This is a genomic window from Collinsella sp. AF28-5AC, from assembly GCF_003457875.1.
Lineage (GTDB): Bacteria > Actinomycetota > Coriobacteriia > Coriobacteriales > Coriobacteriaceae > Collinsella.
In genome coordinates this window covers 199,056-224,604 of sequence record NZ_QRTA01000002.1, presented here as the reverse complement: position 1 = coordinate 224,604, position 25,549 = coordinate 199,056, and the positions used below count along the sequence as shown (strand labels likewise).

Sequence of the window (25,549 nt, the reverse complement as noted above, 5' to 3'; positions counted from 1 at the left end):
CACAAAGGTGCCTGTCCCCCTTGTGGTGACATGTGGTGGCTAGGCGTCGAGGTAGATGCGCTGGGGGCGATTGCGGTGTCGGGCGAAGATGATGAGCGCCAGTCCTGCGATTACGAGCGGCAGGCTCAGCAGCTGACCCATGGTGATGACGCCGCCCAGCAGATAGCCCAGCTGGGCATCGGGCACGCGCACAAACTCAATGAGGAAGCGGACGATGCCGTAACCCATCACAAACACGCCCATAAACGTGCCCTGGGGCAGCAGCGGTTTTTTGCGGCTGAGCACCTGCAAGATGCAAAAGAGCACAATGCCCTCTAGGAATGCCTCGTAGAGCTGGGAGGGATGGCGCGGCATATCGCCCGCGGCGCCGCCGAAGATCACGCCCCAGGGCAAATCGGTCGGCTTGCCCCACAGCTCGCCGTTGACAAAGTTGGCGCAGCGCCCCAGGCACAGGGCCAGCGGAGCACCGATAACGGCAAGGTCGGCGATAGTCCAGGCATCGAGCTTGTACATACGGCACACGAGCACGCCACCGATGATGCCGCCCACCAGGCCGCCGTGGAAACTCATGCCGCCTTCGTTGGTGGCGAAGATCTCGAGCGGATGCGCCCAGTAGTAGCCATCACCGTAAAAGATGACGTAGAACAGGCGGGCGCCAATGATAAGGCCAAAGACCACACCGACCACGACGCTCGTCAGGTCGTCGACCGTAATGTCGAAACCCCAGCGACGCTGCGTGCGATACATGACGACCGCCGTGAGCAGAGCGCCGACCACGTAGGCCAAGCCGTACCAGTAGATGGTGATGGGCCCCGCCGAAATCGCGACGGGATCAAGCATATGGTAGAGGTCGTTGAGCATATCGGTCCCCTTGCTCCCTACATACAAATGCGGCCGCGGGCCTTGCGCTCGCAGCCGCATATTTGGGCGTGACGTCTATGCGGAGCACATCGCCCGCAGCTTTCGCATCTTAGAACGGCGCATACTCGTCGTACAGGTCCTCGGTCTCGCCGGAGGCATTGACCTGCTCGACACGGGTAACGCCGGGTACGTGCTCCTTGAGGATACGCTCGATACCCATGGACAGGGTCAGTGCGCTCATAGGGCAGCCGGCGCAGGCACCCTGAAGCTCAAGCTGGACGACGCCCTCGTCGTCGACGCCCACATACTCCATATCGCCGCCGTCAGCCTGCAGGTTGGGGCGGATCTCCTCAAGAACCTTCTTAAGCAGCTCTTCGTTAACAGCCACAGGGGCTCCTTTCTCACAATAACGCGGGCGCGCCCGCGGACAGAGCTATGTTACTACAGCCATGTACCCGCTCACGAGCCGTCCATGCGCGCGGACACGACTTTCACGAGCAGTCAATTTGGGACGGGGCTTTTTTAGCTGCTTTTGCCGACGCCCGGCGCTAGCACACGCTGCCGCTACTGCTGAGTTTGTTCCCCGGTGCCGATGTGGACATCGACGATGACCTGGCGGTAGCTGATGCCGCAGGAGTCGAGAATGCGGCGACTGATGCGGCCGTCGTCGGTGTCGGCGTACTTATTGTCCAGGTAGACAACCTCGCCCACGCCCACCTGCGCCAGGATCTTGGCGCAGTCATGGCACGGGAACAGCGTGACGTAGACCGTGGAACCCTCAAGGTCTTTGAGCGAGCCGCGGTAGTTGAGCACGGCGTTGGCCTCGGCATGGACTACGTAGTTGTGCTTGTCCTGTAGCGGGTCATCGCTCGTGCCCCACGGGAAAAAGTCGTCGTTGAGTGCCGAGGGCGTACCGTTGTAGCCCACCGAAAGGATGCGGTGGTTGGTGCTGGCGATGCACGCGCCTACCTGCGTATTGGGATCCTTGCTGCGGCGCTGCGCGGCGATGGCTACGCTCATAAAGAACTCGTCCCAGCTAATAACGTCGCGGCGCTTGCCCGACGCGGTTTGATGAAGATCGTCCGACATGGCAGACACCTCCGAAATCGCAATAGTTTGACACATTGTAGCAGGTGAAAGGTGGAGACGTTTTTGTCCCACCGCCCCCATCGCTACGCGCGACGGGGCTTTTGATTGATGTGGTAGAGCTCGGCCAGGCCGCGAAGCGTCAACGCGTCATCGACCGTCAGGCTGTGGCCGACCAACGCCGCGAGCGCCTCGGCATCGTCGCCGGTGATGACGATGGGCACGCTGCCCTCCCCCGCCGCCTTGGTCGCGCGCATCTCGGCAAGCACCATGTCGAGCATGCCGTCGATACGGGCCACCTCGCCCAAGACCACGCCCGAGCGCATGGCCTCGCGCGTGTTGCGACCGATCACATGTGTGGGTGCCGAGGGCTCGACCTGCGGCAGGCGCGCCGCAGCGGCCGAAAGCGAGCGGGCGCCAAGTGCCAGACCCGGCGCGATGACGCCGCCGACAAAGGTTCCGCGCGCATCGATGACCTCGATATTGGTCGTAGTGCCCAGGTCGATCACGATGCACGGCGAGCCGTAGACGGCACGGGTCGCCACGGCATCGGCGATGCGGTCGGGGCCGATCTCGGCCGGATCGTCGTAGTGCACGGGCATGCCGGTCTTAAGTCCCGGCCCCACGGTGAGCACGCGCCCCGTGCAGGTGCGGGAAAGCGCCGCCTTCCACGGGCGCTCGAGCGCCGGGACCACGCAGCTCAGCACGGCCGCGGCGGGTACGAGCACACCCGGCATGCCCGCATCGGCCGCCAGTGCGGCCATGACCTGCACGAGACGCATGCGCGCCTCGTCTGCTGTGATGCTCGACGGCGTGGTGATCTCGCACGTCGCAAGCGGACATTCCTGCGCCGCGGCCGAATCCTCTGCAAACAGGCCAAAGCGAATGAACGTGTTGCCCACGTCGACCGTCAATATATATGCGCACCCATTAAGCATCGTCGGCGCTCCTTTCGTCTGCCCAGCAGTATATCCCTCCGGCAAACAGGGGTAGCTAAAATAGCCCCGTCCCAAAATGACTAGCTTGCGGCTATACTGGTGCGCGGTCGCGCGCGAGCTCACGCGGCGGCCCTTGGTAACCCGACTTCCCGCGCCGTATCCGTAGCGGCGCTCCCGGGGGAAGCGGATATACGCAAAGGAGTTCTATATGAGCAATCCCTCGAACCGTACCTCGATGCGCGGTCAACTCACGCTGCGCGGCGTCGTCATCGGCGTCCTTGGCTGCGTGATCATCACGGCAAGCTCGGCCTATACCGCCCTCAAGATGGGCGCACTCCCCTGGCCGATCATTTTCGCTGCCGTCATTTCGCTGTTCTTCCTGAAGCTCATGGGCAACGCCAGCCTCAACGAGGCCAACGTCACCCACACCATCATGTCCGCGGGCGCCATGGTCGCCGGCGGCCTGGCGTTTACCATCCCGGGCGCCTGGATGCTGGGCTATGCCGACCAGATCAGCTGGCTCGACATGTTTATCGTGGCGCTCGCCGGCACCATCTTGGGCCTTCTGGCGACAGCGCTCATCCACCGTCACTTTATCGTGGACGCCGCGCTGGAGTTCCCCACCGGCAACGCCGCAGCTCAGACCCTGCGCGCCACCGAGGCCGGCGGCAAGACCGGCAAGCAGCTCTTTGGCTCCATGGCCATCGCAGGCATCTACAGCGTGCTGCGCGACGCTCTGGGCGTGGTGCCCAGCATGCTGTGTACGCTCAATATCCCCGGCGTGACCTTTGCCATCTACAACTCGCCCATGTTGCTATCCATCGGCTTTTTGGTGGGCTTCGCCCCCGTCGCCTTCTGGTTTGCCGGCGCGCTGCTGGGCAACTTTGGCATCATCGTTGGCGGCACCGCTGCCGGCCTGTTCGATATTGTGACCGCGCAGGGTATCGTCAAGTCCCTCGGTATGGGCCTTATGATGGGCTTTGGAGTCGCCGTCGTCCTTAAGGACATCCTGCCGCAGGTCGCCGGTATCGTCCGCGGTCTTGCAGCCGACAGCTCCACCGACACCGACGAGCAGTCGCTCATCTCGGGCTCGCTTAAGCTCGACGCCGGCGTCATCGGCCTGGGCACCGCAGCCATCGCCGTGATCGTTGCCATCGCGCTCGACCTCGGCCCCGTTCCGGCCGTCATCGTCACGCTGTTCACCTTTGTCACCACCATTATGAGCGCTCAGAGCTGCGGCCAGACGGGTATCGATCCCATGGAGATCTTTGGCCTCATCGTCATGCTCATCGTGGCAGCTTTCGCGCAGCTCGCGCAGGTCAAGCTGTTCTTTATCGCCGGCATCGTGGCCGTGGCGTGCGGCCTTGCTGGCGACGTCATGAACGACTTTAAGGCCGGAGCCGTACTGGGTACCAACCCGCGCGCACAGTGGGTCGGCCAGGCCATTGGCGGCATCGTGGGCGCCCTGGTCGCTGCCGCTGTCATGGTCGCGCTCGTCACCGCCTATGGTCCGGACGCCTTCGGCCCCGACAAGAGCTTTGTGGCCGCGCAGGCAAGCGTGGTCGCCACCATGGTCTCGGGTATCCCGAGCGTGCCGTGGTTCGCAGGCGGCTTTATCGCCGGCATCGTCATGTACTGGCTCGGCATTCCGGCCATGATGATCGGCCTGGGCGTGTACCTGCCGTTCTACATGTCACTCACGGCATTCCTGGGCTCCTGCGTCAAGCTCGCCTACGACAAGTGGTCCGCCCACCGCGACGCCACCGCTGGTCTTTCTGACGAGGAGAGGGCTGCCAAGGACGCCGCCTTCCAGGAGCAGGGCCTGGTTGTCGCCAGCGGCCTGCTCGGCGGCGAGTCCATCGTCGGCGTTATCCTGGCATTTGTCTCCGTGGGCTTAAGCCTGCTGGGCTAAGTCGAGCAGCTGCTCGACAGCAACCATATTGCCTACGGCTTGCCCGGTCGGTAGCTTTTGCGGCTGCTGACCGGGCTTTTTGAAATCGAAACAAAGAAAGGCCGGCGCGCTGCGTTTAACAGCGCGCCGGCCTTATCGGTTAAGCTATCGAAGCGTTCCTGCTATGAACCGAAGTTCGTTGCAGAAACTACGCTCGAAACGCTACATCTGCTTGCGACGACGATCGCTCAGCGTCACACCAGCGGCCACGAGGGTGATACCGCCGATGACGAACACCTCGCCCGCAAGAGCGGAATTGTCGCCAGTCTGGGCGAGCGCGGCAGGCGCAGCCTGTTTCTTGGCAACGGGGGCCTTTGCGGCGGCCTGCGTAACCTGGGGCTTGGCCTGAGGCTTGCTCTGCGGCTCGGCCTTGGGATGATACTTGTCGTACTCGGCCTGCGCGGCAGCCAGGGCATCCTTGGCATCTCCGAGCTCGGCCAGTGCGGCGGCATAGGCGTCGTTGGCATCGGACAGCTTGGCATCGGCATCGCTCAGAGCAGTCTTGAGGCCAGCGGCGGCATCGACGGCGGCCTTATAGCGAGCGTAGGCAGCGTTCAGCTTGACCAGCTTCTCGTTGCCCGTCGTGCCCGCGGCAAGGGATGCCTTGTGGTCGACAGCCTCAAGATCGGCCTTGAGTGCCTCATCGTTGGCAAGCTCGGCCTTGGCCTTGAAGATATCGAGGTTCGCATCGACGACGGCTTCGTTGGCGGCCTCGAGCTGCTTCTGGGCATCGGCGACACCGGCGACGGCAGCGTCATAGGCGGCCTTGGCGTCGTCGACCGCCTTCTGGGCACCGGCGAAGCGCTCGAAGGCCTTGTTTGCGGTGGCAAGCTCGTCCTCGGCGGCCTTGGCCTTCGCCTGTGCGTCGGACAGGGTCTGCGTCTTGGCGGCAACTGCCTGCTTGGCGCCCGAAAGAGCGGTCGCGGCGTGCACATCTGCGGCCTGAGCCTTGTCAACGCCAGCCTGGGCAGTGTCGTCGGCCTTCTTGGCATCGTCAAGCGTGCCCTGCTTGTTCGCAAGATCCGTCTTGGCGGCATCGCACTTGGCGGCAAGGTCCTTGACCGAAGCGGTAGCGTTGTCATACGCCTCTTTGGCCTGATCGGACTTTACCTTGGCAGCATCGCGGGCGCTGCGAGCCTTCGCCTTTTGAGCAGCGGCATCGGTTGCCTTTGCCTTGCCGTCAGCAAGCGTGACGTTTGCCTTATCGAGAGCTGCCTGGGCAGTAGCGGCCTCGCCCTTGGCGGCGTTGAGCTTGGTCTTGGGCGTCTTGACGTCGATACCCTTGAGTTTGGCTTCGGCGGCGGTGTAGGCGGACTTGGCGGCAGCAGTAGCGGACTGAGCCTTCTCGTACTCGCCCTTGGCGGTGTTCATGTTCACATCGGCTGCGGTGAAAGCGTCCTGGGCGGCATCCTGCCCGTTTACAGCTGCGAAGTAAGCTTCCCTAGTAGTTCCAAAGTTCTTCTGCGCCTCGGCGAGCTTGCCCTGAAGCTCCTTGAGTTGCGCCTTCTGCGCCTGCGTGCCGCCAGCGTTATAGGCAGAATCGATGTAGTCGTTGACGAGCTTCTTGAACTCGGAAACAGTGAAATCAGCCTGAGTGTCATCAGCGCTGTAATCGAATATGGTTACCTCGGAATCGGTGTTCTTACCGCTACCGGTCGCGATGCCGATAGCCACCGTAGCGGAATCGATAATGTTGAGATAGTGCCCGCAGGCGTCTCCTCTTTGATTGCCATTCTTATCTTTTGTACCGTGGTACACATCGTAATAGTTTTGGTAGATATAGTACGAATCATAGCGATGAGCCATGAGATCTTTGCCGGCCTCGCTATCCACACCGTACTTTTTAATCCAATTCTCGTAATTAACCTTCTCCTGAGTGTAGAGACCGGTGTAGGGCCAGCCCAGGGTATCCTCGGTCTCACCACCGGTATATGCACCGCCACCACCTGCGAGATTCTCAGCATTATCGAAGTAACAGTTCGAGTGATCCCAAATATTCGATGAATATGAGGCGTTGAGTGCAGCTGCTGCGGTCATGCGGAGGCTGACGCTGAGCGCCGACTGACCGTTCGCCTTGCGGAGGTTGTTCTGGGTGTCGAGATATGTCAGGGCGTTGCGCAGCTGTTCCAAGGAAAGCGGATTGGTGTCGCGAGACATGTCCTGATCGACGTAATCGTCATACCACTCGGCTTTGTCGTCAGCGCCGGTGAGTGTAGCCATTGCGTCCTTGGCGTTCGATTTCTGCATAGCCGTGAAATCGCTGCTGTTGCTGATGTAGGCCATAAAGCCGAGCATGCCCTTATTGATGACTTCCTGGTCAACGGTCATGTTGGACTTGAGGTCAGCAATCTGCTGCTCAAGAGCCTCAACCTGGACATTAGCAGCGTCATAAGCCTTTTCCGCGGCGTTCGAAGCAGCGCAGGCTGCCTCCCACTCACTGCGCTTCTGCTTGCGAACTTCGACAAGCTTATCGTACGCGGTCTTCTTGTCGGCCTCGGTCTGCTGGGCCTGCTCGTATGCCGTCTTCGCGGCGTCACGCTTACTGGCCGCGTCCTTGTACTCCTTGTTTGCCGCATCGTATGCAGACTGGGCAGATGCTACAGCAGCGTTGGCGGCGTTGGCCTTCTCCTGCGCGGCAGCGACGGCAGCCTGGGCGGCCTGCAGATTTGTCTGTGCGGTGGCGTCGGCATCCGTCGCGGCATTGAGCTCCGCCTGCGCGGTCTTGAGCTCACCAGCAGCAGCTTTCTTGGCGGCCTCAAGCGCACTCAGGTCAACACCCGTACCCGAGACGGCAGCATCGAGCGCGGCCTGCGCCTGGTTGAACTTCTGCTGGGCGTTATCGCGCGCGGTGGTTGCGGCTGCGAGAGCAGCGGCAGTCTCCTGCTTCTTGGCCTGGGCAGTCGTCAAAGCTGCCTCGGTATTCTGCTTTTCCTGCTGGGCGCTGGCCTCGGCAGCCTTGGCCTGGTCCAGATTGTCCTGTGCAGTAGTAACGGCCTTATTGGCGTCATCGAGCTTTGCCCGCGCGTCCTCGACGGCCTTCTTGGCGGCCTCGTACTCGTCCATACCCATGGCCTCGAGCTTGGCCTGGGCATCATCGAGGGCCTTCTTGGCCTCATCCTGCTTTGCCTTGGCGTCCTTGAGCGCCTGGGTCTTATCCTCGACACTCTTGTTGGCCTGTTCGAGCTGATCGTTCAGGTCGCCCAGCTTCTTCTGCTGCTGCTCGGTCTTTTCGACGGCTGCCTTAAGCTCGTCGATCTTCTCCTGAAGCGCGGCTACCTCGGCCTCGTTCTGCTCGGCGGCGTTATCGGTCACGGCCTGCGAGGCCTGATTCTTTTGCTGCTGTGCCTGCTTTTGAGACTGGCCCGCCGCGTCGGCCTTCTTCTGGGCGGCATCGTAGGCGGCCTGAGCGTCCTTGAGCTGCTTTGCCGACTCCTCGGCCAGCTGGGCAGCCGTCTTTACGACCGCTTGGTTACCGGCGGCAACGGTGTTCTCTACAGAACTACCCCCCCCCCTGAACAGAATCGCCGTTATCGGTTGACGGTGCGGCGATTGCCGCCAGCGGCGACATGAGCGGCTGAGCGATGAGGCCCGCCGTCAAAACGGTTGCGACGGCGCGGTTAGCAACGCCCTTGACGTTGGCAGTCTTGGCCCGAGGCTCAAAGTGTTGTGGACTGTAGTTTGCCATGGCTTTCTCCCTTTGACACGGATGTATCCATACGTATCAAACGGTAGCTGTCGATTTTTGAATTCTGTTGCGCAACATTGACGACCAGCGTATTTTTTGAAATTCACGCTCTCGTGCTTCACAGTTTCGTCACATTTGAAGGAGCTGGTGCATCATATTCTCGCGGGATGGAATTGAGCCTGTGATTTGCATTTGCTCCCGCGTCATCCGCCCTATCGGATTCTGCATCCAACAGACACCCCGCCCGCCACGGTGTAGAGTTAGGACAACGGGCGCGTTGCGCGGACCGCGCTGGAACGAGGTGGACATGGAACTCGACAAACAACAGATCAAGCGACTACGCGAACGCCATCACCGGCGCCACGGCATCCGCCCTGCCCATAGTGAGGCTGCCGAGCAGACTGGTCGCTTTTTAAAGCGCGCGTTCAACATTCGCGAGGGACGCGCGCCCTATCACGTGATCCGCAAGCGTTTTGTAAACGGGGCGCGTCTGACTGGCTCTCACCTGTGTATCCTCATCATCGCCATGCTCATCGCAAGCATCGGCCTCGATATCGATTCGGACATCGCCATCGTGGGCGCCATGCTCATCTGCCCGCTTATGGGATCGGTCCTTGCCATGGCATACGGCATCGCCACGCTCGACCGCGAGATCACCCTTGAGGCCGTCGCGAGCTTGGCTCTACAGATGGCCTTTTGCCTGGTCACGTCCACGTTGTACTTTAAGCTCTCGCCCCTTGGCACCACCACGGCCGCCATCATCGACAATTCGACACCGACTGTTTGGGACCTTGCCGTCGCGCTCGCGGGCGGCTTTGCGGGTGGCCTGGGCAACTCGCGCGACCAGGAACCCGCCACGCTCATCGCCGGCGTAGCCGTGGCGACCGCGCTCATGCCGCCCCTGTGCGCGGCGGGCTACGGCATCGCCATCGCAAGCGGGTCGCTGTTTCTCTCGGCGCTTTACGAGTTTGGCATCAATGTAGTCTTTATCGCACTGGCTGCCGAAGCCGTGCTGCTTCTTTTGCGCGTGCCGCTCAAGCGCGACCTGAACGGCGACGGCATTGTGACCGCCAAGGAAAACGCCGAGGTCAACGAGCTGTCACGCAAAGTGCGCCGCCGCATCATCGTGGGAACGGTCATCTTTGCCATCCCCTGCATCGTTATGACCGCAGGCTCCATTGGATCGGCGCAGGCCGGCGTGCAGGACGGCTACGGCGTCACCGAGACCACGCGCGAGCTTGCCGCGGTGCTGCCGGGCTTTAAGGATTACACCGTCGCCGTCGAGACCTCGGCCACCGAAGGGGACGAAGAAGGCATCGTCGAGCGCGAAATCGTCGCCCATGTGACGACAGGCGAGGCGCTTGGGGCGCACGACCGCCGTGTCGCCCGCAAACTCATCGACCTCAATGTGCCCGAGCTCGATCGTGTGGAGTTTGACGTAAAGTGATGCGGGACGCGAGGTGGGCCCGGCACGAGAGCGCAGCCGCGGGGCGCAGGCACAGCCAAGCGCAGCGCTACAGCTCGTACTTGTACACGCGGTAGATGTACTTCTCGGCTTCCATCTCGTAGGTGGCGATGGGCAGTCCATAGCGATCGTACTCGGTAAAGGTCTTGGCCTGGCCCGATGCCACGAGCATACTATCTGAATCGCCGACGCGCTGTGCACTGCTTACGTAGCCCGAGAACGGCACTGCGACCTGGTCCTCGAGCTCGTAGGTGCGCGCGTTCTCGTCCACCGTAAAGATGCGCCCAAACGAATGCGTTCCCTTGCTGTAGTCGGTCACCACCGCGGCGCCCAGCTGGCCCCAGTCGAACTTGGGATAGCTCTCGGCCGCGCCAAAGTTGTTGTCGTACAGCAGTACCTGGTAGCGACCGGTTGTTACCGTATCGTCGTTTGGCAGATAGGTCACACTGTGCTGGCCCGCATTGAGCGAAAAATCGCCTTGGGCCTGCAGCAACTTGTCCTCAAAGCCCGAACCGGCCCAAAAATCGGACAAGCCCACGGAAGGCTGTAGCAAGGTCATTTACGCAACATATGTCCAGAAAAAGCGGGTGGTAGCCGGTACGGCTACCACCCGTTTGTCTCATATCCAGCCCATAGCAGGCCAGCTACTTCTTAATGCCGTGTCCCAGACGCTTGGCGACCGATGCAACGGCCTCCTCGCTGGCCGGTCCGCAGCTCACGCAGCCATCATGGGCACGCATCTGGCCGGTGACCTCGTCCATCGCGAGCGGCGCCACCTTCTCGAGCTTAAAGCCCTTGCCAGCGCGCATGTTCTCCTTTGCCACGCTGATCATGAGCTTAATACGGTTGAGCTGGTTGACCTCAGACGCACCGGGGTCGTAGTCCACTGCAACGATGTTGCTCTCGGGGTGCTGACGGCGCAGCTCCTTGATCACGGCCTTGCCCACCACGTGGTTGGGCAGGCACGCGAAGGGCTGCGTGCAGATGATGTTGGGCGCACCGTGGTCGATCAGGTCGAGCATCTCGGCCGTGAGCAGCCAGCCCTCGCCCATGTTGTTGCACACCGAAAGCACTGTGCGGGCCTTGTCGGCCATGGTGCCGATGCGCTCGGGAGCCTCAAAGCGGCGGGACCTTTCGAGCATCTCCTCCACCGGCGTACGCATCCAGTCCACGAGTTTGATGAGCGCCTGCATACCAGCGCGCGTAGTGGCAGAGCTTCCCAGCTCGTCCTTCTGCAGCTCCGCGTTGCTCATGGAGTACAGGAAGAAGTCGAGCAGACCCGGCACCACGGCCTCGCAGCCCTCGCGCTCGATCACGTCGACCACATGGTTGTTGGCCGTAGGGTGGAACTTGACCAGGATCTCGCCGACCACACCCACGCGCGGCTTGGTGCCCTCGCCCACGAGCGGCATGGTGTCGAACGCGCGGATGGCTTCGCGGCACAGCTTGGTGTAGTTGTGCCTGTTGAACTTAGGCGCCAGCTTGCGGGCACGCGCCATGTATTCCTCGTAGAGTGCGTTGGCAGCACCGGGCGTGGCCTCGTACGGGCGGCAACGGTAGAGCATCTGCATCATCACGTCGCCAAAGAGCACCGCGTAGACCGCCTGCTTAAGCAGCGCCGGCGTAACCTTAAAGCCGGGGTTGTCCTCGCCCAGCGCCACGGCCGAAAGCGAGATTACCGGAATCTCGGGGTGGCCGCTCTCGCGCAGCGCCTTGCGGATGAGCGCGATGTAGTTAGTGGCACGGCAGCCGCCGCCGGTCTGGCTGATGACCACAGCCGTCTTGGACAGGTCGTACCGACCGCTCTCGATGGCCTCCATGATCTGGCCCGTCACCAGGATCGACGGATAGCAGATGTCGTTGTTCACGTAGCGCAGGCCGGCCTCGACGGCATCGTGGTCAGTCGAGGGCAGCAGCTCCAGGTTGTAGCCGGCACCGCGGAATACCTCTTTGACCAGGTCAAAGTGGATCGGCGCCATCTGCGGGCACAGGATGGTATAGCCCTCCTCGCGCATCTGCTCGGTAAAGGGCACCTTGGGCCACGCGGTCGAAGCACTCTCGCGCTGCGCCTCGAACGTGTACTTGCGGCTCGCAAACGCGGGGGCATCCGTAGAGGGCGCCACCGGCGCGGCGTCGCCTTGCTCGTAAGTCTCGCCCGCGGCCGTGGCCTCGGCCAGGCGTTCGGCCTCCTGGTCCTTAAGCGCGGCCATGAGCGAGCGGATGCGAATGCGCGCGGCACCCAGGTTGGATACCTCGTCGATCTTGAGCACGGTGTAGATCTTGCCGCTGGCTTCCAGAATCTCCTGCACCTGGTCGGTGGTCAGGGCGTCCAGGCCGCAGCCGAAGGAGTTGAGCTGGATCAGGTCCAGGTCGTTGCGCATCGTCACAAAACGGGCGACGGCGTACAGGCGGCTGTGGTACATCCACTGGTCGACGACGCGAATCGGACGCTCGGGCTTCACCAGGTGCGCAAGCGAATCCTCGGTAAAGACCGCAAAGCCAAAGCTCGAGATAAGCTCGGGCAGGGCGTGATTGATCTCGGGGTCGTTATGGTAAGGACGGCCGGCGAGTACGATGCCGTGGCCGCCGTGGTCCTCGACCCACTTAAGGGCCTCCTCGCCCATGGTCTGGATATCCTCGTGGAAACGCGCGTCGGCCTCAAAGGCAGCGTTGACGGCGGCATCGACCTCGGAGCGCGTGATCTTGGGACCGCGCACGCGACCGCGACCGGCTTGCGCATCGGCCACGCGGTCGACGGCGAGCACCTGGTACAGGCGGCGCTTGAGCTCGGTCTTATCGTGATAGGGCACAAACGGGTACAGGAACTCGATGTTCTGCTCGCGAATCTCGTCAATATTGAGCGCCAGCGCCGTGGGGTAGCTCATGACGATGGGGCAGTTATAGCAGTTGCCAGCGGTCGGATCCTCCTTGCGCTCCCAGCGCACGCACGGCATCCAGATAAAGTCGACATCGCGGTCGATAAGGTTCATCACATGGCCGTGGCTCATCTTGGCCGGATAGCACACGCTCTCGGACGGCATGGACTCGATGCCCGCCTGGTAGGTCTTCTTGCTCGACTGGTCGGACAGCTGCACGCTAAAGCCCAAGCGCGTAAAGAACGCATGCCAGAAGGGGTAGTTCTCGTACATGTTGAGCGCGCGCGGGATGCCGACGGTACCACGCGGGGCCTCGTCGGGGCTCAGCACCTCGCGGTCAAAGAGCAGCTCGTTTTTCTTTTTGAAGAGGTTGGGGGCCTCGGTCTTTTGCTTTTTGTGGCCGGCGCCCTTCTCGCAGCGGTTGCCGGTAATGAAGCGCCTGCCGCCGCCAAAGTCGTTGACGGTGAGTTGGCAGTTGTTGGAGCAGCGACCGCAGCGGACATGCTTTTGCGTCACGGTAAGGTGCGCGATGTCCTCAGCCGAAAGGATGGTCGAGGTGCCATCGGCACCGGCGCGATCGCGGGCGAGCAGGGCCGCACCATAGGCGCCCATGCAGCCGGCGATGTCGGGACGCACGGCATGAACGCCGGTGAGCTGCTCAAACGCGCGCAGCGTGGCATCGGACATAAAGGTGCCGCCCTGAACGATCACCTGGCTGCCGATCTCCTTGGGGTCGCGCAGCTTAATGACCTTGAACAAGGCGTTCTTGATGACGGAATAGGACAGGCCGGCCGCAATGTCGCCCACCGTGGCGCCTTCCTTTTGCGCCTGCTTGACGCGCGAGTTCATAAAGACCGTGCAGCGACTGCCCAGGTCGACCGGGGCCTTGGCATGGATGGCGGCGTCGGCGAACGCGCGCACGTCCATGTTCATAGAGACGGCGAAGCTCTCGATAAAGCTACCGCAACCCGACGAGCAGGCCTCGTTGAGCATGATGTGCTCGATAACGCCGTCCTTGACGCGCAGGCACTTCATGTCCTGGCCGCCGATGTCCAGAATGAACTCCACGCCGGGCAGGAATGCCTTGGCGCCACGCAGGTGCGCGACGGTCTCGATCTCGCCGGAGTCGGCCTTGAGGGCCTCGATGAGCAGCGCCTCGCCGTAGCCCGTGGTGGTCACGTGGCCGATGGTGCAGCCTGCAGGGATATGGTTGTAGAAATCGGCCATGATGACCTTGGCCGTGCCCAGGATGTCGCCGTTGTTGTTGCCGTACCAGGTGTGCAACAGCTGGCCGTCCTCGCCCACGAGCGCGGCCTTCATGGTGGTGGAACCGGCGTCGATGCCAATGAACACGCGGCCGGTGTAGCCGTCGAGCTTGCCCTTGGGGACGACTTCCTGGTCGTGGCGGGTTTTGAACTCGGCGAAGTCCTCGTCGGTGGCAAAGAGCGGATCCAGGCGCTCGACCTCGGCACCCTGTGTGTCACCCAGGGCATCGATAGCCTCGATGAGCTGCGGGAACGTGCTGAGCTTGTTGGACTCATGCGCCATGGCGGCGCCGCTCGCCACAAACAGGTGAGCGTTTTGGGGCACAATGCGGTGCTCCTCGTCCAGGTTGAGCGTAAGGTAGAAGCGGTGGCGCAGCTCGGAGAGGTACTGCAGCGGGCCGCCCAGGAAGGCGACGTTGCCGCGGATGGGACGGCCGCACGCCAGGCCCGAGATAGTCTGGGTCACGACAGCCTGGAAGATGGAGGCCGCCACGTCCTCGGGGCGGGCGCCTTCGTTGAGCAGCGGCTGGACGTCGGTCTTGGCAAAGACGCCGCAGCGGCTGGCGATTGGATAGATGGTGGTGGCGTTGGCCGCGAGCTCGTTGAGGCCGCTGGCGTCGGTGTGCAGCAGAGTGGCCATCTGGTCGATGAACGCGCCAGTGCCGCCGGCGCAGGTGCCGTTCATGCGCTGCTCGATGCCGTTGTCGAAGTAGATGATCTTGGCGTCCTCGCCGCCCAGCTCGATGGCGACATCGGTGGCCGGGATAAGGGTCTCGACGGCACGCTTGCTGGCGATGACCTCCTGGACAAACTCCAGGTCGAGCCATTGGGACAGCAGCAGGCCGCCCGAGCCGGTAATGGCGCAGGTCATCTGGGCCGTCGGCAGCACGGTCGCAGCACCCTCGAACAGGTCGCGAGCGCAGGCGCGGACGTCGGTGTGGTGGCGCTGGTACTTGGCATAGACGATCTGGTTGTCGTCGTTGAGCACGGCGAGCTTAACGGTGGTGGAACCCACGTCGATGCCCAAGTGCAGGTTGCCACGAGCGTTCTCGGGGTTGAAGATCGCGCCTTCGGGGGCGTGGGCGGCGGTGACGGCTACGGGCTCAGCGGCGGTGGCGGGCTCGCTAGCGATGGACGTCTCCCCTGCCGCGTTCTTGGCCTCGGCAACCGCCTCGGCGACCTTCTCGGCAGCGGCAGTCGCGGCCTTCTGCGCGGCGTCCACCACGGCGGGCGCAGCCTCGCGTGCGGCAGCGACCACACGGTCTTTAATGCCCTCGACGAGTTTGCTCATTGTCTCTCCTCTTAGTTGTTGGACTCGACGGTTGCGGTGGTGTCGACCGCGTCCTCGAGCTGCAGGTTCAATAGCTTCATGCCGTATTCCGGCACGTTGATATCGATGGGTTGGCCATACAGATCACCAGGGCGCACAAAAGCGAGCACCGTCATAATGCGCGCCATGGCCTCGGGCGATTCGGTGAGCCCGCGCTCAAACCAGCGCTGAATCATGCCGACCTCGGCGCTCACGACGTAGGTAACGTAGTAGTCAAAGAACGTGCCCAGCGCCAGGCCCAAAATGCCCGTCTGTGCACGCGGCACCACGGCCTCGCGTGCGGTATCGATGATCTTTTTAATAAAGGCGGGGTCGCCGCCCGGGCCCAGCAGCGATCCGATTAAATCGCGGTTGGCCGCAAGGTAGCGCAGCAACTCAACCGAACCGGGTGCCGGCTCGAGCTCATCGATGTTGTGATAGAGATCGGGCAGCTGAGCTGCGGTGATGAGCTCAATGCGCTCACGGATCTCGGCCAGCAAGCCGTCCTCGATTTGATTGATAAAGTCGGGGATATCGCGGTAGTGCGAATAGAACGTGCGGCGCGTAAGGCCAGCGCGCTCGGTGAGCGACGCGACATTAATGCGCGAAAGGTCGCCGCTTTCGGCAAGCTCGCTGGCAAGTGCCTGGCGAAGGGCACGCTGCGAGCGAAGGGACCGGCGGTCGCATTTTTCGAGCTGGGACAAGCGTCCTCCTTGTTACTCAGTCTGTGCGCTATTGCACAGTGCGAGTATTATTGCACACCGTGTGTATCAACACGTAAAGGCAATATTTAGGATGTGACGAAGGGGCAGCCTCTTTGTCACATCCAGCGACCGCCTAGGTTGTGCCGGTTGTGCCAGGCTTTTAGAGCGGCATTACCGATTGTCCAAAATGTCATTCGTGGGTAGAATAGTGTCGACGGCAGCCCAAGTTCTGGAAAGCTGGGCAGCGCCGTTGCTTGGATTAAGGGGTCAACGCCTTAGCGGCGGCGACCCCTTTTACGTTGCTTCGAACGTTGCTTGAGTGCCTCGGAAAGCCCGACGAGCGCTGTGAAGAACGAGACCAAAGCGGTCAGAAGTCTCACAAAATCAATCAGATCGGTCATGGGCATCACCTCCCATCAGATGGAGGGCGTTGCCCGGCACATGGAACTGCCGTCAACAGTATCAATTCTATCAAAGCGCAGTTAGGTATGCGAATGTTTGTTCGTATTTCAAGAGACCAGCGTCACCTGTGACAAAGGGGCTATCCCTTTGTCACATTATTCGATGACGGTGCGGGAGTTTTGCTTGCGCATGGTGGCGAGCATGTGTTTGGGGACGGCATGAACCATGCAACTGCCGATAGTTGCACTCGCGGCGGCCTTGGCGGCATCGCTGCCGTTTTTGGTCGCGTAGCTGTGGCGGAAACGTTTGAGCATGGCAATGTCGTTGCCGCCGTCGCCGTAGACCGCGACCTCGTCCTCGGCAATGCCGTAGTAGCCCGCCAGCCAGGACACACTCTCGCCCTTGTTGCACGCCACGTCCGTGATCTCGAACATCACCGGATCGAACGGCGCGTTGACCACGCGGTCCGATCGCTCGGCCAAATATGCCTTAAGGTCGCGCTCCAGCTCGGGCGAGGTCACGCGGCAGTTGATCTTGCACACATCGTGGCGAAGGATGTCACCGATCGACTGGTCGAAATACTGTTCCTCGTGATAGCCGCCACGCGCGCGCATGCCGCGCATCACGATGCGCTTGATAGGGCTGTCCTTTTTAAAGCCCGCCTGATGCATCTCGAACGAACCGCTCGAGAACATGCCATCGGGTGTGGAGCAATCAAAGCAAATGTCCGGGAATGCCTTGAGCAGCTCCTCGGTAACCTGCGGATCGATGGTCCAGGTCTTGAGCACCTCGCCATGGCAGTCGCGCACGATGGACCCATTGGAGCAGCAGGCGTCAAGCGCCAGCCCCGTAAAGCCATGCTCGCCGATTGGCAACGTCGAGCGCCCGGTCGCGGGAACCACATGCAGGCCAGCCTCGGTCAGCTCGCGAATGGCGCGGCGGATGGTCCCGTCTGCCTCGTGCAGGGCGTTCAGCAGCGTTCCGTCTAAGTCACTCGCAAACATCTTGATCATGGGCACGCCTCTCCTTCGTCTGCACGATATTGTAGACGAAGGAGAGGCGTGCCCAAACAATGCCGTCCCGGCGCGGCGTACCACCGCCTCCACAAATTCACGGTGCCCCAGTGCGTTAAGACAATCGCCACAAGCGACTTTTCAGCCGATAAAACAGCACCGTCGTCAACGTCAACACCGCCAGCATGCCTGCGAATACAATCGCCGGTGTCCATCGATCATATGCAACCCCGTACGTCAATTGGCCGATAGGTGTTGCGCAGGAAAGGACCATGTAAACGACCGAAAGCACTTTTCCGCAGAGCTCAGTCGGCGCTGCCCGTTGAACAAACGCGATGATTTCAACCGACGCAATGGCTGCCCACACCATGACCCATGCCGAACCAACCGCAAACACGGTGAACACCCATACATCTGTGCCGAACAGTAGCGTGACAATAATCGGTACGACTCCTAAACAGATCATCGCAACATATTGACATATGCCCTTGAAGGAAAAACGATGCGGCCAAATACCGACCAAACCACTGCCGACAAGACCACCTAAGCCCATAGCCACCTCAATAATCCCAACAAAGGATGACTGCATTCCGAGATGCTTTGCAACAATAACGGGAGCACCAATCGTTAACCCAACTAACGCAAGGTTCAAAATAGCCGCAATCAAAAACACAACGAGCAATGATGAGTTTTGAGACAGGTACCGAATCAACTCCCGAAAATCGTTTCGGCGTGTCGTACGAGTCGCGCCGTCTCCCATCGTTTCAGATGAGGCATTTTGCTTGAGTGCGCCCCCGAACAGCAGGGCTGAAATCGTAAACGTCAACGCCGCGGTTTCGCATAGAGTATCGATACCAAAGCACCCATAGACTGCCGTCCCGACTACAGGCCCCAAGATATTGCTCATCATGATTATCTGCGAGACCAACGCAGTGGCACGCTCAACCTTTTCTTGGCCCGTCATGCACACCGCCTCAATTTGAAGCATCGGTTTCAGCAGCGATTGGATGCCATATTGGACGCAAAGCATTGCTGCCACGACAACCGCAAGAGGCAGCGAACGCTTCATGGGGATAAACAGCAGTGATGCAGCCATCAGAACAATGCCGAGTACCACAAGAACCCCGCGACGTCTTCCCCGATCCGCCAAAATCCCGCCAACCGGAGTCGCGAGCACGCCCGGTATGAACGCTATCGCCGCGACGGCGCCATATAACGTTGAGGAGCCGCTGCAATCGAACAAGTAAAGCGGGCACGCAAAGCACAGTGCCGACAGCATCGAATACGCACACAGCTGTGCAACAAGAAGACCAAATAGCCTGATAGATCGCACTGTTTTTGGCGCCAATGAAACGCTAATTCTTCGCATCCCAGCCATAAGCCTGCCCCCAAATACATACTGTTAGTATGTATTTAATGACTTGAAAAGGGCAGCCGTGGCTACCCTCACAAATCAATTACATACCGTTGGTATCTATATTACCACCCGGCACGGTTCCATACGTCCCAAATCTGGGCCGTTGTCTGGAGCACTTCATTACCCAAATCAAGCCCCACCGCGGCCGCCATCTGCGCCAAACATTGTGCGCGAGCAAGCATTCGCTCCTTGGGCTCGAGCGGACGGAACAATGGCAGCAGCCAAAGATTCGCTAACAACGATACGGCCTCCGCTGCTTCGCGCGGGCATTCGCACGCAATGGAGCCGTCGGCGATGCCCTCCTCGATTACTGGCAAGAGATTGCCATCGGCCGACTCGTCAAACGAACCTTGGTACTGCATCGCCAGCAGCCGCGAGCTTTTTACCGGATCTGCCGCAGGATGCATGCGAGTCCATAGCTCGATTTGCGGAACGACGGACTCGGGCGCATAAAGTCGTTTGAGCTTTTGAGCTCCCGTCATATTGCCAGCACCGAGTGTCGCGCGACGGTGCTCAGCAATCGGAGCCGTTGCCCGATCAAATGCGGCGTTGAAAATCTCCTCTTTGCTCTTAAAGTGATGATAGACAGCACCCTTGGTCATGCCATCGAGGCGGTCGACGATGTCTTGAATGCTCGTCCCCTCATAACCCTGTACGCAGAATAGCTCCAGCGCCGCGTCGAGAATCTTCGCGACAGTCTCCTCGGGATATTTATTACGACCCATAATCCGTCCATCCACAACGCAAGTCTTGTGCCTCATTGCAGCATTTTAACGTTGCGGATGGTAGACGGTCGATTCTACACCGCGGCGGGACCGTGTTCGCCAGTACGTATGCGAATAACTTCCTCGACCGGCTCGACCCAGATCTTGCCGTCGCCGACGGCACCGGTGCGAGCGGCGCTGCAGATAATGTCGACAATGCCGTCGACATGCTCATCGGCGCAAATGAGCGTGAACTGCACCTTAGGAATCGTGTTGACAAGCAACTCGTTGCCGCGCACGTATTCCTTCCAGCCATGCTGTGCGCCGCAGCCCTGCACCTGGTTGATAGTCATGCCACGAACATCGGCAGCAAACAGAGCGTCTTTAAGAACCTCAAGCTTCTCGGCACGAACGATCGCCGTAATCTTCTTCATAGTGAATTCCTCTCTTCAAAAAAAGAAATGAATTGTCCCTCACATGGCACGAGGTTTCCAGGTGCCACAGACCAACCTTGTAGATCAGATAAGTGCAACTAACAGGTCTTAGCAGGTTTCCCAAGTGCCGCAGATCGGCCTGAAAGAGGAGTGCCGCGTACTTAAGGTACGCAAACGACGATTGAAGGCCGAGGTGCGGTGCTTGGGGAAGCTGCTAATCGAGTCCGGAGAACGAAGGGTAGGCGCTCTCGCCGTGCTGACTCGCATCCAGGCCCAGCGCCTCATCGGCCTCGTCCACACGCAGACTGCCGTGGAACAGTGCCTTGACCACCGCGGCGATTACCAAATCGAGCACCAGCACAATAGCGACCGTCACCACAATGCCCAGAATCTGCGAAACGAGCAGCGACACGTCGCCCGTGTAGAACAGGCCGCCCTTACCGGTCCACGAGAGCTCCGGCACGCAGAACAGGCCCGTGAGCACGCCGCCCAGGATGCCGCCGATACCATGGCAACCGAACGCGTCGAGTGCGTCGTCGTAGCCAAACTTGGTCTTAAGATGGCTGATGGCCAGGTAGCAGACGGGCGATACGATCAGGCCCATAACCAGCGCTGCCCACGGCTCGACAAAGCCCGCGCCGGGCGTGACCACCACAAGTCCCGCAACCAGACCGGTGTTGGCGCCCACCAGCGTGGGGCGACCAGTGTGCACGCGCTCGACGGCAAGCCACGAGACCATGCCCGCCGCGCTGGCCGTCACGGTGTTGAGGATGGCGAGTGCCGCCACGGCGTCGGCCTTAAACTCGCTGCCGCCGTTAAAGCCAAACCAGCCAAACCAAAGCAGGCCGGCGCCCAGCGCTACAAACGGCACGTTATGCGGACGATAGCTCACCATGCCAAAACCACGACGACGGCCGAGCATTAAGCAGAGAATCAGGCCCGTAAGACCGGACGAAATGTGCACCACGTCGCCGCCGGCAAAGTCGAGTGCGCCGATAATGTCACCGATAAAGGAGCCCTCGCCGCCCCAAACCATGTGGGCAAGCGGCGCATAGACCACAAGCAGCCAAATGCCCAGGAAGGCCGTCATGGCACCAAACTTAACGCGGCCGGCCAGGCTGCCCGTGACGATAGCAGCAGTGATCATGGCAAATGCCATCTGAAAGGCGATGTTGATGATCTGAGGGTAGACGGCGCCGTCAGTGGCATTGCCCTCGGCCGCCTGCAGCACCTGGTTGAGCACCGGAAGGCACAGTAGCTGGTCAAGGCCTCCAATAAACGGGCTGGAACCGTCGCCGCCGTAGGCCAGCGACCAGCCGGCAACAATCCACAGCACGCCAACCAGGCCAATGGCGCCAAAGCACATGAGCATGGTGTTGATGACATTTTTGCGCCTAGACAGACCGCCATAGAAAAACGCCAGACCCGGTGTCATTAAAAACACGAGCATGGTGCAGATGAGCATAAACGTTGTCGATCCCGTATCGTACATTCGCTCCCCCTTGATCGCATGAACGTTGTCGGCGCCCATAATGCGGCCGAGGGGCAACTGGTGTAGACCAGATACGGCGTTGTTAAACGCTGCGTTGTCGAATGGAAACGGTGCCGCAATCTTGGAAACGGCACGGCAACGGACGCGAAACGGACGGGAAATACGCGAGCAAGGGAGCCGTGAGCACGCCCATCCCGGCTAGCGCCGAAACAGCTCGCGGGCGCGGTCGCGGAGATTAGTTGCTCGAATGACACCTTCGTAGCGATTGATGCGCAGACGCGGGAAGGCATTGAAAAAGCGCAGGTCGCGGCGGCTGAGCGACACGCTCGGCACCGGACGGCTCATGCGCTTGCCGGCAAGGCGACGACTGAACGACGGACGCGGCATGCTCGGCGCGGCATCGGCCACGCGGCGGGCAGCGAGCGCCAGGCCGCGAGCACCATCCGCGATAAACGTCGGCATCGAAGCCTTCTCGCGCAGGGCATCGAGCGTCGCATCGCCCAGCTCCGCCAGCCACGCGTTAACGGCACGGCTGCGGATGTGCGTCTGTGCCACCGAGTCAATCGTCGAATCGGGAATGCGCTCAAGCATTGAGTCCGAGGCATCGGCAAGCGACTCATTAATGCGGTCGGCAAGGTCGGCCCGGACGCGCTCCAGCTGATCAGACAGACGCCGCCAGCTCGCCAACGAGCACACCGCGTCGACCATCATCGCGACCGCGACGATAAACGCGGACAGCCGCACAATCAGCACCGGCAGATGGGCAAGCAGGCCCAACACCGCCGGCTCCACCACGCGGCAAATACACAACGCACCCAGGCCAAACGCGCATGCCCAGTACAGGCAGATGCGTCCGTGCAGGTTAAACGGCAGGTGCGAATAGTCCCAAAAGCGAGCGCCCGTTGTTTTTTCCAATAGAAGGCCCACACTGTACTCAATCACGCTGCATACGAGCGCTGCAGCGACAAACTGGCTCGAGGCATCCGGAATCCCACGCAACAGCAGCCAGCAGGCAATGCCGCCCGCGCCATAGATGGGGCAGCACGGCCCAAGCAAAAAGCCACTGTTGGCAAATCGTCCGTGATTGAGCATGGCGCATACTGTCGACTCCCATGCCCAACCGCAAAACCCGTAAAAGGCAAACGAGAGCACCAGTGCCGAGAGTGGGCAGGTGGCAAGCGTCGCGCCGTCAAATGCCATGTCGATCGCGGTCCCCACCGTCTACCCTCTCCTCTTTTCGCTCGATTCGCCACTCACGTCATCGTCCGCCTCGTCCTTGCGCCGCAGACGACCGGCGACCGTCTCGCGCAGAGCGCACCATTTATCTGCCAGGCATACAATCCAAGCCTCACGACACGTCGGCGGCACTGGCACCAGCGGAAACATATGCCGCACGATAATATTCCGTTCGCGCGGCGTCAGCTCAAAATCTTCCTCCGCACGTGCCAGGGCAAAAAACGGGTGACGAAAGCCATGCAGCCGATGGCTTGGGTCGGGATCGTGCCAGTCATAGAGAAAGTAATCGTGCAGCAGGGCCCCGCGCAGCAATGAAGCACGGTCGACCGAAATGCCAGCACGGCCCAAGCGCTCGGCAAAGGACAGGCTCGCCCGCGCTACTGAAGTCACATGTGCATAGACCGTCACGTCGCCATGCTGGATAAACTCGTGTGTCAGGTCCAAGCGGCCCGCCTGGGCCAGCTGGCGGGCGGCATAGTCGACCTCGTGCGCGATTTCTTCGGCACGAACGGCATCGGACATGCTGCCTCCTTCCAGCGACTCACGGCGACAAGCCACGGCCTGTGCACAATCGATAAAACATCATGGAACATATCAGTATGGCATCGGACAAAACGTTTTGCCCCACCAGTTGGCGAATTACCGCGCCGCCGTCACATATCAAACGCCAAAATGTGCGAGACTGTTTTGTGCAATTGTGCCGGCCGAGGGAGTGCCGGCGCACGATTCGCATGGAGTAACCCACAACGATGCTGCTTACGCAAACGACAACGCCCGAGGACGTCAAGGCTCTTAATCGCGCCGAGCTCCCGCAGCTCTGCGGCGAGATCCGCCAGGCAATCCTCGAAAGCTCCGCCGCCGTCGGCGGGCACGTTGCCCCCAACTTGGGCGTCGTTGAGCTTACGGTTGCGCTTCATCGCGTATTTGACTCCCCCATCGACAAGATTGTCTTTGACGTTTCGCACCAGACCTACGCCCACAAGGCGCTGACCGGGCGCGCGTACACTTATATCGATCCGGAGCGTTATGGTGAGGCTTCTGGCTTTGCCAATCCCGACGAGTCCGAGCACGACCTGTTCGCCATGGGTCACACCTCGACCTCGGTGAGCTTGGGCTGCGGCCTGGCGCACGCTCGTGACCTGGCGGGCGATGCATACAACGTCATTACCGTTATTGGCGACGGCTCGCTTTCGGGCGGCCTGGCGTTTGAGGGCTTTAACAATGCCGCCGAACTCGATAGCAACCTAATCATCATCGTCAATGACAACGACCAGTCCATCGCCGAGAACCACGGTGGCCTCTATCGCAATCTGGCCGAGCTGCGCGCCAGCAACGGCACCTGTGAGCGCAACGTTTTCCGCGCGATGGGGCTCGACTACCGCTACCTGGACGCCGGTAACGACGTGTTGGCCCTCGTCGACGCGTTGCAGGAACTGCGCAATATCAATCATCCCATCGTGCTGCACGTTTCCACCGCCAAGGGCAAGGGCTTTGAGCCAGCCCAGAGCGATCCCGAGCGCTGGCATCATGTGGGGCCCTTCGATATGGCAACCGGCCGCAAACTTTGCCCGGGCCATCCGAGCGAGCCTGCGCCGCGCACCTATGCCGACATTACGGGCGAGGCGCTCAGCGCCGCCATCGAGCGCGATCCGCAGGTCGTTGGCATCACGGCCGCCACGCCCTACATCATGGGCTTTACACCCGAGCTTCGCGCTGCCGCTGGCAAACAGTTCGTCGATGTGGGCATTGCCGAAGAGCATGCCGTAACCTTTGCCACCGCGCTTGCGCGCTCGGGCGCTAAGCCGGTCTTTGGCGTGTACGGTACGTTCCTGCAGCGCGCCTACGACGAACTGTGGCACGACCTGTGCCTCAACGACGCCCCCGCAACCATCCTAGTGTTTGGCGCGTCGATCTTTGGCACCACGTCCGAGACGCACCTTTCGTTCTTTGATATTTCCATGCTGGGCGGTCTTCCCAACATGCACTACTTGGCGCCGGCCTGCATGGAGGAATATCTGTCCATGCTGAACTGGTCGCTCGATCACCGCGAGCATCCCGTGGCGATCCGCGTACCGGGCATCGGCCTGGTAAGCCGTCCCGACCTTGCGCCCGCCGAAGACACCGACTACAGCGCCGTTCGCTACAACGTGGTGCGCCGGGGTCGCGACGTTGCCGTGCTCGCACTTGGCGATTTCTTTGAGCTGGGCGAGCGCGTGACAAACCGCTTGGCTGCCGAGTACGGTATCGAGGCCACGCTCGTCAACCCGCGCTATGCAACCGAGCTTGACCGCGAGTTCCTCGACAGTCTCGCCGCCGAGCATCGCGTTGTCGTCACCCTCGAGGACGGCATCTTGGACGGCGGCTGGGGCGAGCGCGTCGCGTGCTATCTGGCCTGCACGCCTGTGCGCACGCGCACCTTCGGCATCGCCAAAGGCTTCCCCGACCGCTACGACCCCAACGAGCTGCTCGCTCAGAACGGCATGACGGTCGAGAACATGGCCGCCGAAGCCGTAAGGCTACTCAACGAGTAAAAAACCTCCGCAAGGGAAGCACCCCTGCGGAGGTTTTTGTTTTCACAGCTCAATTATCTCAATCTGTAACATCTAGGGCCCGAATTCCCGTCTAACTGTTACAGATCTAGATAAGACGTCTTAGTCCCAGACCTTTGTCTCAATCTGTAACAGATAGAGACCTTTTGGCCCTCCAGATGT

At 61.0% G+C, this 25,549-nt stretch carries 20 protein-coding genes; 3 read left to right on the top strand and 17 right to left on the bottom strand.

Annotated features, from left to right (window positions below):
- Positions 1-39: 39 nt before the first annotated feature.
- The 4 genes from lgt to DWZ01_RS02900 all read right to left on the bottom strand — a co-directional run bounded on the left by lgt (position 40) and on the right by DWZ01_RS02900 (position 2,885).
- Positions 40-861, bottom strand: coding sequence for a prolipoprotein diacylglyceryl transferase (gene lgt / locus DWZ01_RS02915; protein ID WP_117847997.1), 822 nt, complete (start codon positions 859-861; stop codon positions 40-42).
- 109 nt (positions 862-970) lie between these two features.
- A complete protein-coding gene (locus DWZ01_RS02910; protein WP_117847995.1) occupies positions 971-1,249 on the bottom strand; it encodes a NifU family protein in 279 nt (92 codons plus the stop codon).
- 176 nt (positions 1,250-1,425) lie between these two features.
- A complete protein-coding gene (locus DWZ01_RS02905; RefSeq protein ID WP_117847994.1) occupies positions 1,426-1,950 on the bottom strand; it encodes a dCMP deaminase family protein in 525 nt (174 codons plus the stop codon).
- Positions 1,951-2,033: 83 nt separating this feature from the next.
- Entirely contained in the window at positions 2,034-2,885 is an 852-nt protein-coding gene (locus DWZ01_RS02900) for a type III pantothenate kinase (RefSeq protein WP_117847992.1), read from the bottom strand.
- Positions 2,886-3,093: 208 nt separating this feature from the next.
- Here DWZ01_RS02900 and DWZ01_RS02895 point away from each other — a divergent pair, with 208 nt between their 5' ends.
- Complete coding sequence (locus tag DWZ01_RS02895) at positions 3,094-4,797, top strand: OPT/YSL family transporter (RefSeq protein WP_117847991.1); 1,704 nt, start codon at positions 3,094-3,096, stop codon at positions 4,795-4,797.
- 201 nt (positions 4,798-4,998) lie between these two features.
- Here DWZ01_RS02895 and DWZ01_RS02890 read toward each other — a convergent pair whose 3' ends face one another.
- Together DWZ01_RS02890 and DWZ01_RS02885 are read right to left on the bottom strand one after the other, a co-directional pair.
- Positions 4,999-8,148 (bottom strand): CAP domain-containing protein, encoded by a 3,150-nt coding sequence (locus DWZ01_RS02890; protein WP_117847989.1) that lies wholly within the window; start codon positions 8,146-8,148, stop codon positions 4,999-5,001.
- Between the two features lie 187 nt (positions 8,149-8,335).
- Entirely contained in the window at positions 8,336-8,521 is a 186-nt protein-coding gene (locus tag DWZ01_RS02885) for a hypothetical protein (RefSeq protein ID WP_117847987.1), read from the bottom strand.
- 307 nt (positions 8,522-8,828) lie between these two features.
- Here DWZ01_RS02885 and DWZ01_RS02880 point away from each other — a divergent pair, with 307 nt between their 5' ends.
- The gene (locus tag DWZ01_RS02880) at positions 8,829-9,968 is read left to right on the top strand and encodes a DUF389 domain-containing protein (RefSeq protein WP_117770094.1); all 1,140 of its coding nucleotides are present in this window, start codon (positions 8,829-8,831) and stop codon (positions 9,966-9,968) included.
- A gap of 67 nt (positions 9,969-10,035) precedes the next feature.
- Here DWZ01_RS02880 and DWZ01_RS02875 read toward each other — a convergent pair whose 3' ends face one another.
- The 11 genes from DWZ01_RS02875 to DWZ01_RS02830 form a co-directional block, all read right to left on the bottom strand.
- Complete coding sequence (locus DWZ01_RS02875; RefSeq protein WP_117770093.1) at positions 10,036-10,545, bottom strand: aryl-sulfate sulfotransferase; 510 nt, start codon at positions 10,543-10,545, stop codon at positions 10,036-10,038.
- An 85-nt stretch (positions 10,546-10,630) separates the two neighbouring features.
- On the bottom strand, positions 10,631-15,418 hold the full coding sequence (locus DWZ01_RS02870; protein WP_117847985.1) for a 2-hydroxyacyl-CoA dehydratase: 4,788 nt from the start codon (positions 15,416-15,418) through the stop codon (positions 10,631-10,633).
- Between the two features lie 11 nt (positions 15,419-15,429).
- Positions 15,430-16,140: a TetR/AcrR family transcriptional regulator gene (locus tag DWZ01_RS02865; protein WP_117770091.1), complete on the bottom strand. Its 711-nt coding sequence runs from the start codon at positions 16,138-16,140 to the stop codon at positions 15,430-15,432.
- A 275-nt stretch (positions 16,141-16,415) separates the two neighbouring features.
- The gene (locus DWZ01_RS10980; RefSeq protein WP_255413493.1) at positions 16,416-16,541 is read right to left on the bottom strand and encodes a hypothetical protein; all 126 of its coding nucleotides are present in this window, start codon (positions 16,539-16,541) and stop codon (positions 16,416-16,418) included.
- A 156-nt stretch (positions 16,542-16,697) separates the two neighbouring features.
- Positions 16,698-17,555 (bottom strand): HAD-IIB family hydrolase, encoded by an 858-nt coding sequence (locus DWZ01_RS02860; protein WP_117770090.1) that lies wholly within the window; start codon positions 17,553-17,555, stop codon positions 16,698-16,700.
- 115 nt (positions 17,556-17,670) lie between these two features.
- Positions 17,671-18,933, bottom strand: a complete 1,263-nt coding sequence (locus DWZ01_RS02855) for an MFS transporter (RefSeq protein ID WP_117770089.1) — start codon at positions 18,931-18,933, stop codon at positions 17,671-17,673.
- Between the two features lie 101 nt (positions 18,934-19,034).
- Positions 19,035-19,697, bottom strand: a complete 663-nt coding sequence (locus DWZ01_RS02850; RefSeq protein ID WP_158556913.1) for a TetR/AcrR family transcriptional regulator — start codon at positions 19,695-19,697, stop codon at positions 19,035-19,037.
- Positions 19,698-19,771: 74 nt separating this feature from the next.
- Positions 19,772-20,110 (bottom strand): P-II family nitrogen regulator, encoded by a 339-nt coding sequence (locus DWZ01_RS02845; RefSeq protein ID WP_055286814.1) that lies wholly within the window; start codon positions 20,108-20,110, stop codon positions 19,772-19,774.
- A 214-nt stretch (positions 20,111-20,324) separates the two neighbouring features.
- The gene (locus tag DWZ01_RS02840; RefSeq protein ID WP_117770087.1) at positions 20,325-21,602 is read right to left on the bottom strand and encodes an ammonium transporter; all 1,278 of its coding nucleotides are present in this window, start codon (positions 21,600-21,602) and stop codon (positions 20,325-20,327) included.
- Between the two features lie 198 nt (positions 21,603-21,800).
- On the bottom strand, positions 21,801-22,820 hold the full coding sequence (locus DWZ01_RS02835) for a putative ABC transporter permease (RefSeq protein ID WP_233504629.1): 1,020 nt from the start codon (positions 22,818-22,820) through the stop codon (positions 21,801-21,803).
- A 3-nt stretch (positions 22,821-22,823) separates the two neighbouring features.
- Positions 22,824-23,360 (bottom strand): HD domain-containing protein, encoded by a 537-nt coding sequence (locus DWZ01_RS02830; protein WP_117770086.1) that lies wholly within the window; start codon positions 23,358-23,360, stop codon positions 22,824-22,826.
- Between the two features lie 227 nt (positions 23,361-23,587).
- Between DWZ01_RS02830 and DWZ01_RS02825 the strand changes: the two genes are divergently transcribed.
- Complete coding sequence (locus DWZ01_RS02825) at positions 23,588-25,369, top strand: 1-deoxy-D-xylulose-5-phosphate synthase (RefSeq protein ID WP_117770085.1); 1,782 nt, start codon at positions 23,588-23,590, stop codon at positions 25,367-25,369.
- Positions 25,370-25,549 lie beyond the last annotated feature (180 nt).

What these genes read in the sequence shown, in the direction of transcription:
- lgt (WP_117847997.1), bottom strand. Translation starts at nt 861, where the DNA reads ATGCTCAACGACCTCTACCATATGCTTGATCCCGTCGCGATTTCGGCG.
- DWZ01_RS02905 (WP_117847994.1), bottom strand. Translation starts at nt 1,950, where the DNA reads ATGTCGGACGATCTTCATCAAACCGCGTCGGGCAAGCGCCGCGACGTT.
- DWZ01_RS02900 (WP_117847992.1), bottom strand. Translation starts at nt 2,885, where the DNA reads ATGCTTAATGGGTGCGCATATATATTGACGGTCGACGTGGGCAACACG.
- DWZ01_RS02895 (WP_117847991.1), top strand. Translation starts at nt 3,094, where the DNA reads ATGAGCAATCCCTCGAACCGTACCTCGATGCGCGGTCAACTCACGCTG.
- DWZ01_RS02885 (WP_117847987.1), bottom strand. Translation starts at nt 8,521, where the DNA reads ATGGCAAACTACAGTCCACAACACTTTGAGCCTCGGGCCAAGACTGCC.
- DWZ01_RS02880 (WP_117770094.1), top strand. Translation starts at nt 8,829, where the DNA reads ATGGAACTCGACAAACAACAGATCAAGCGACTACGCGAACGCCATCAC.
- DWZ01_RS02875 (WP_117770093.1), bottom strand. Translation starts at nt 10,545, where the DNA reads ATGACCTTGCTACAGCCTTCCGTGGGCTTGTCCGATTTTTGGGCCGGT.
- DWZ01_RS02870 (WP_117847985.1), bottom strand. Translation starts at nt 15,418, where the DNA reads ATGAGCAAACTCGTCGAGGGCATTAAAGACCGTGTGGTCGCTGCCGCA.
- DWZ01_RS10980 (WP_255413493.1), bottom strand. Translation starts at nt 16,541, where the DNA reads ATGACCGATCTGATTGATTTTGTGAGACTTCTGACCGCTTTGGTCTCG.
- DWZ01_RS02860 (WP_117770090.1), bottom strand. Translation starts at nt 17,555, where the DNA reads ATGATCAAGATGTTTGCGAGTGACTTAGACGGAACGCTGCTGAACGCC.
- DWZ01_RS02855 (WP_117770089.1), bottom strand. Translation starts at nt 18,933, where the DNA reads ATGGCTGGGATGCGAAGAATTAGCGTTTCATTGGCGCCAAAAACAGTG.
- DWZ01_RS02850 (WP_158556913.1), bottom strand. Translation starts at nt 19,697, where the DNA reads ATGGGTCGTAATAAATATCCCGAGGAGACTGTCGCGAAGATTCTCGAC.
- DWZ01_RS02845 (WP_055286814.1), bottom strand. Translation starts at nt 20,110, where the DNA reads ATGAAGAAGATTACGGCGATCGTTCGTGCCGAGAAGCTTGAGGTTCTT.
- DWZ01_RS02840 (WP_117770087.1), bottom strand. Translation starts at nt 21,602, where the DNA reads ATGTACGATACGGGATCGACAACGTTTATGCTCATCTGCACCATGCTC.
- DWZ01_RS02830 (WP_117770086.1), bottom strand. Translation starts at nt 23,360, where the DNA reads ATGTCCGATGCCGTTCGTGCCGAAGAAATCGCGCACGAGGTCGACTAT.
- DWZ01_RS02825 (WP_117770085.1), top strand. Translation starts at nt 23,588, where the DNA reads ATGCTGCTTACGCAAACGACAACGCCCGAGGACGTCAAGGCTCTTAAT.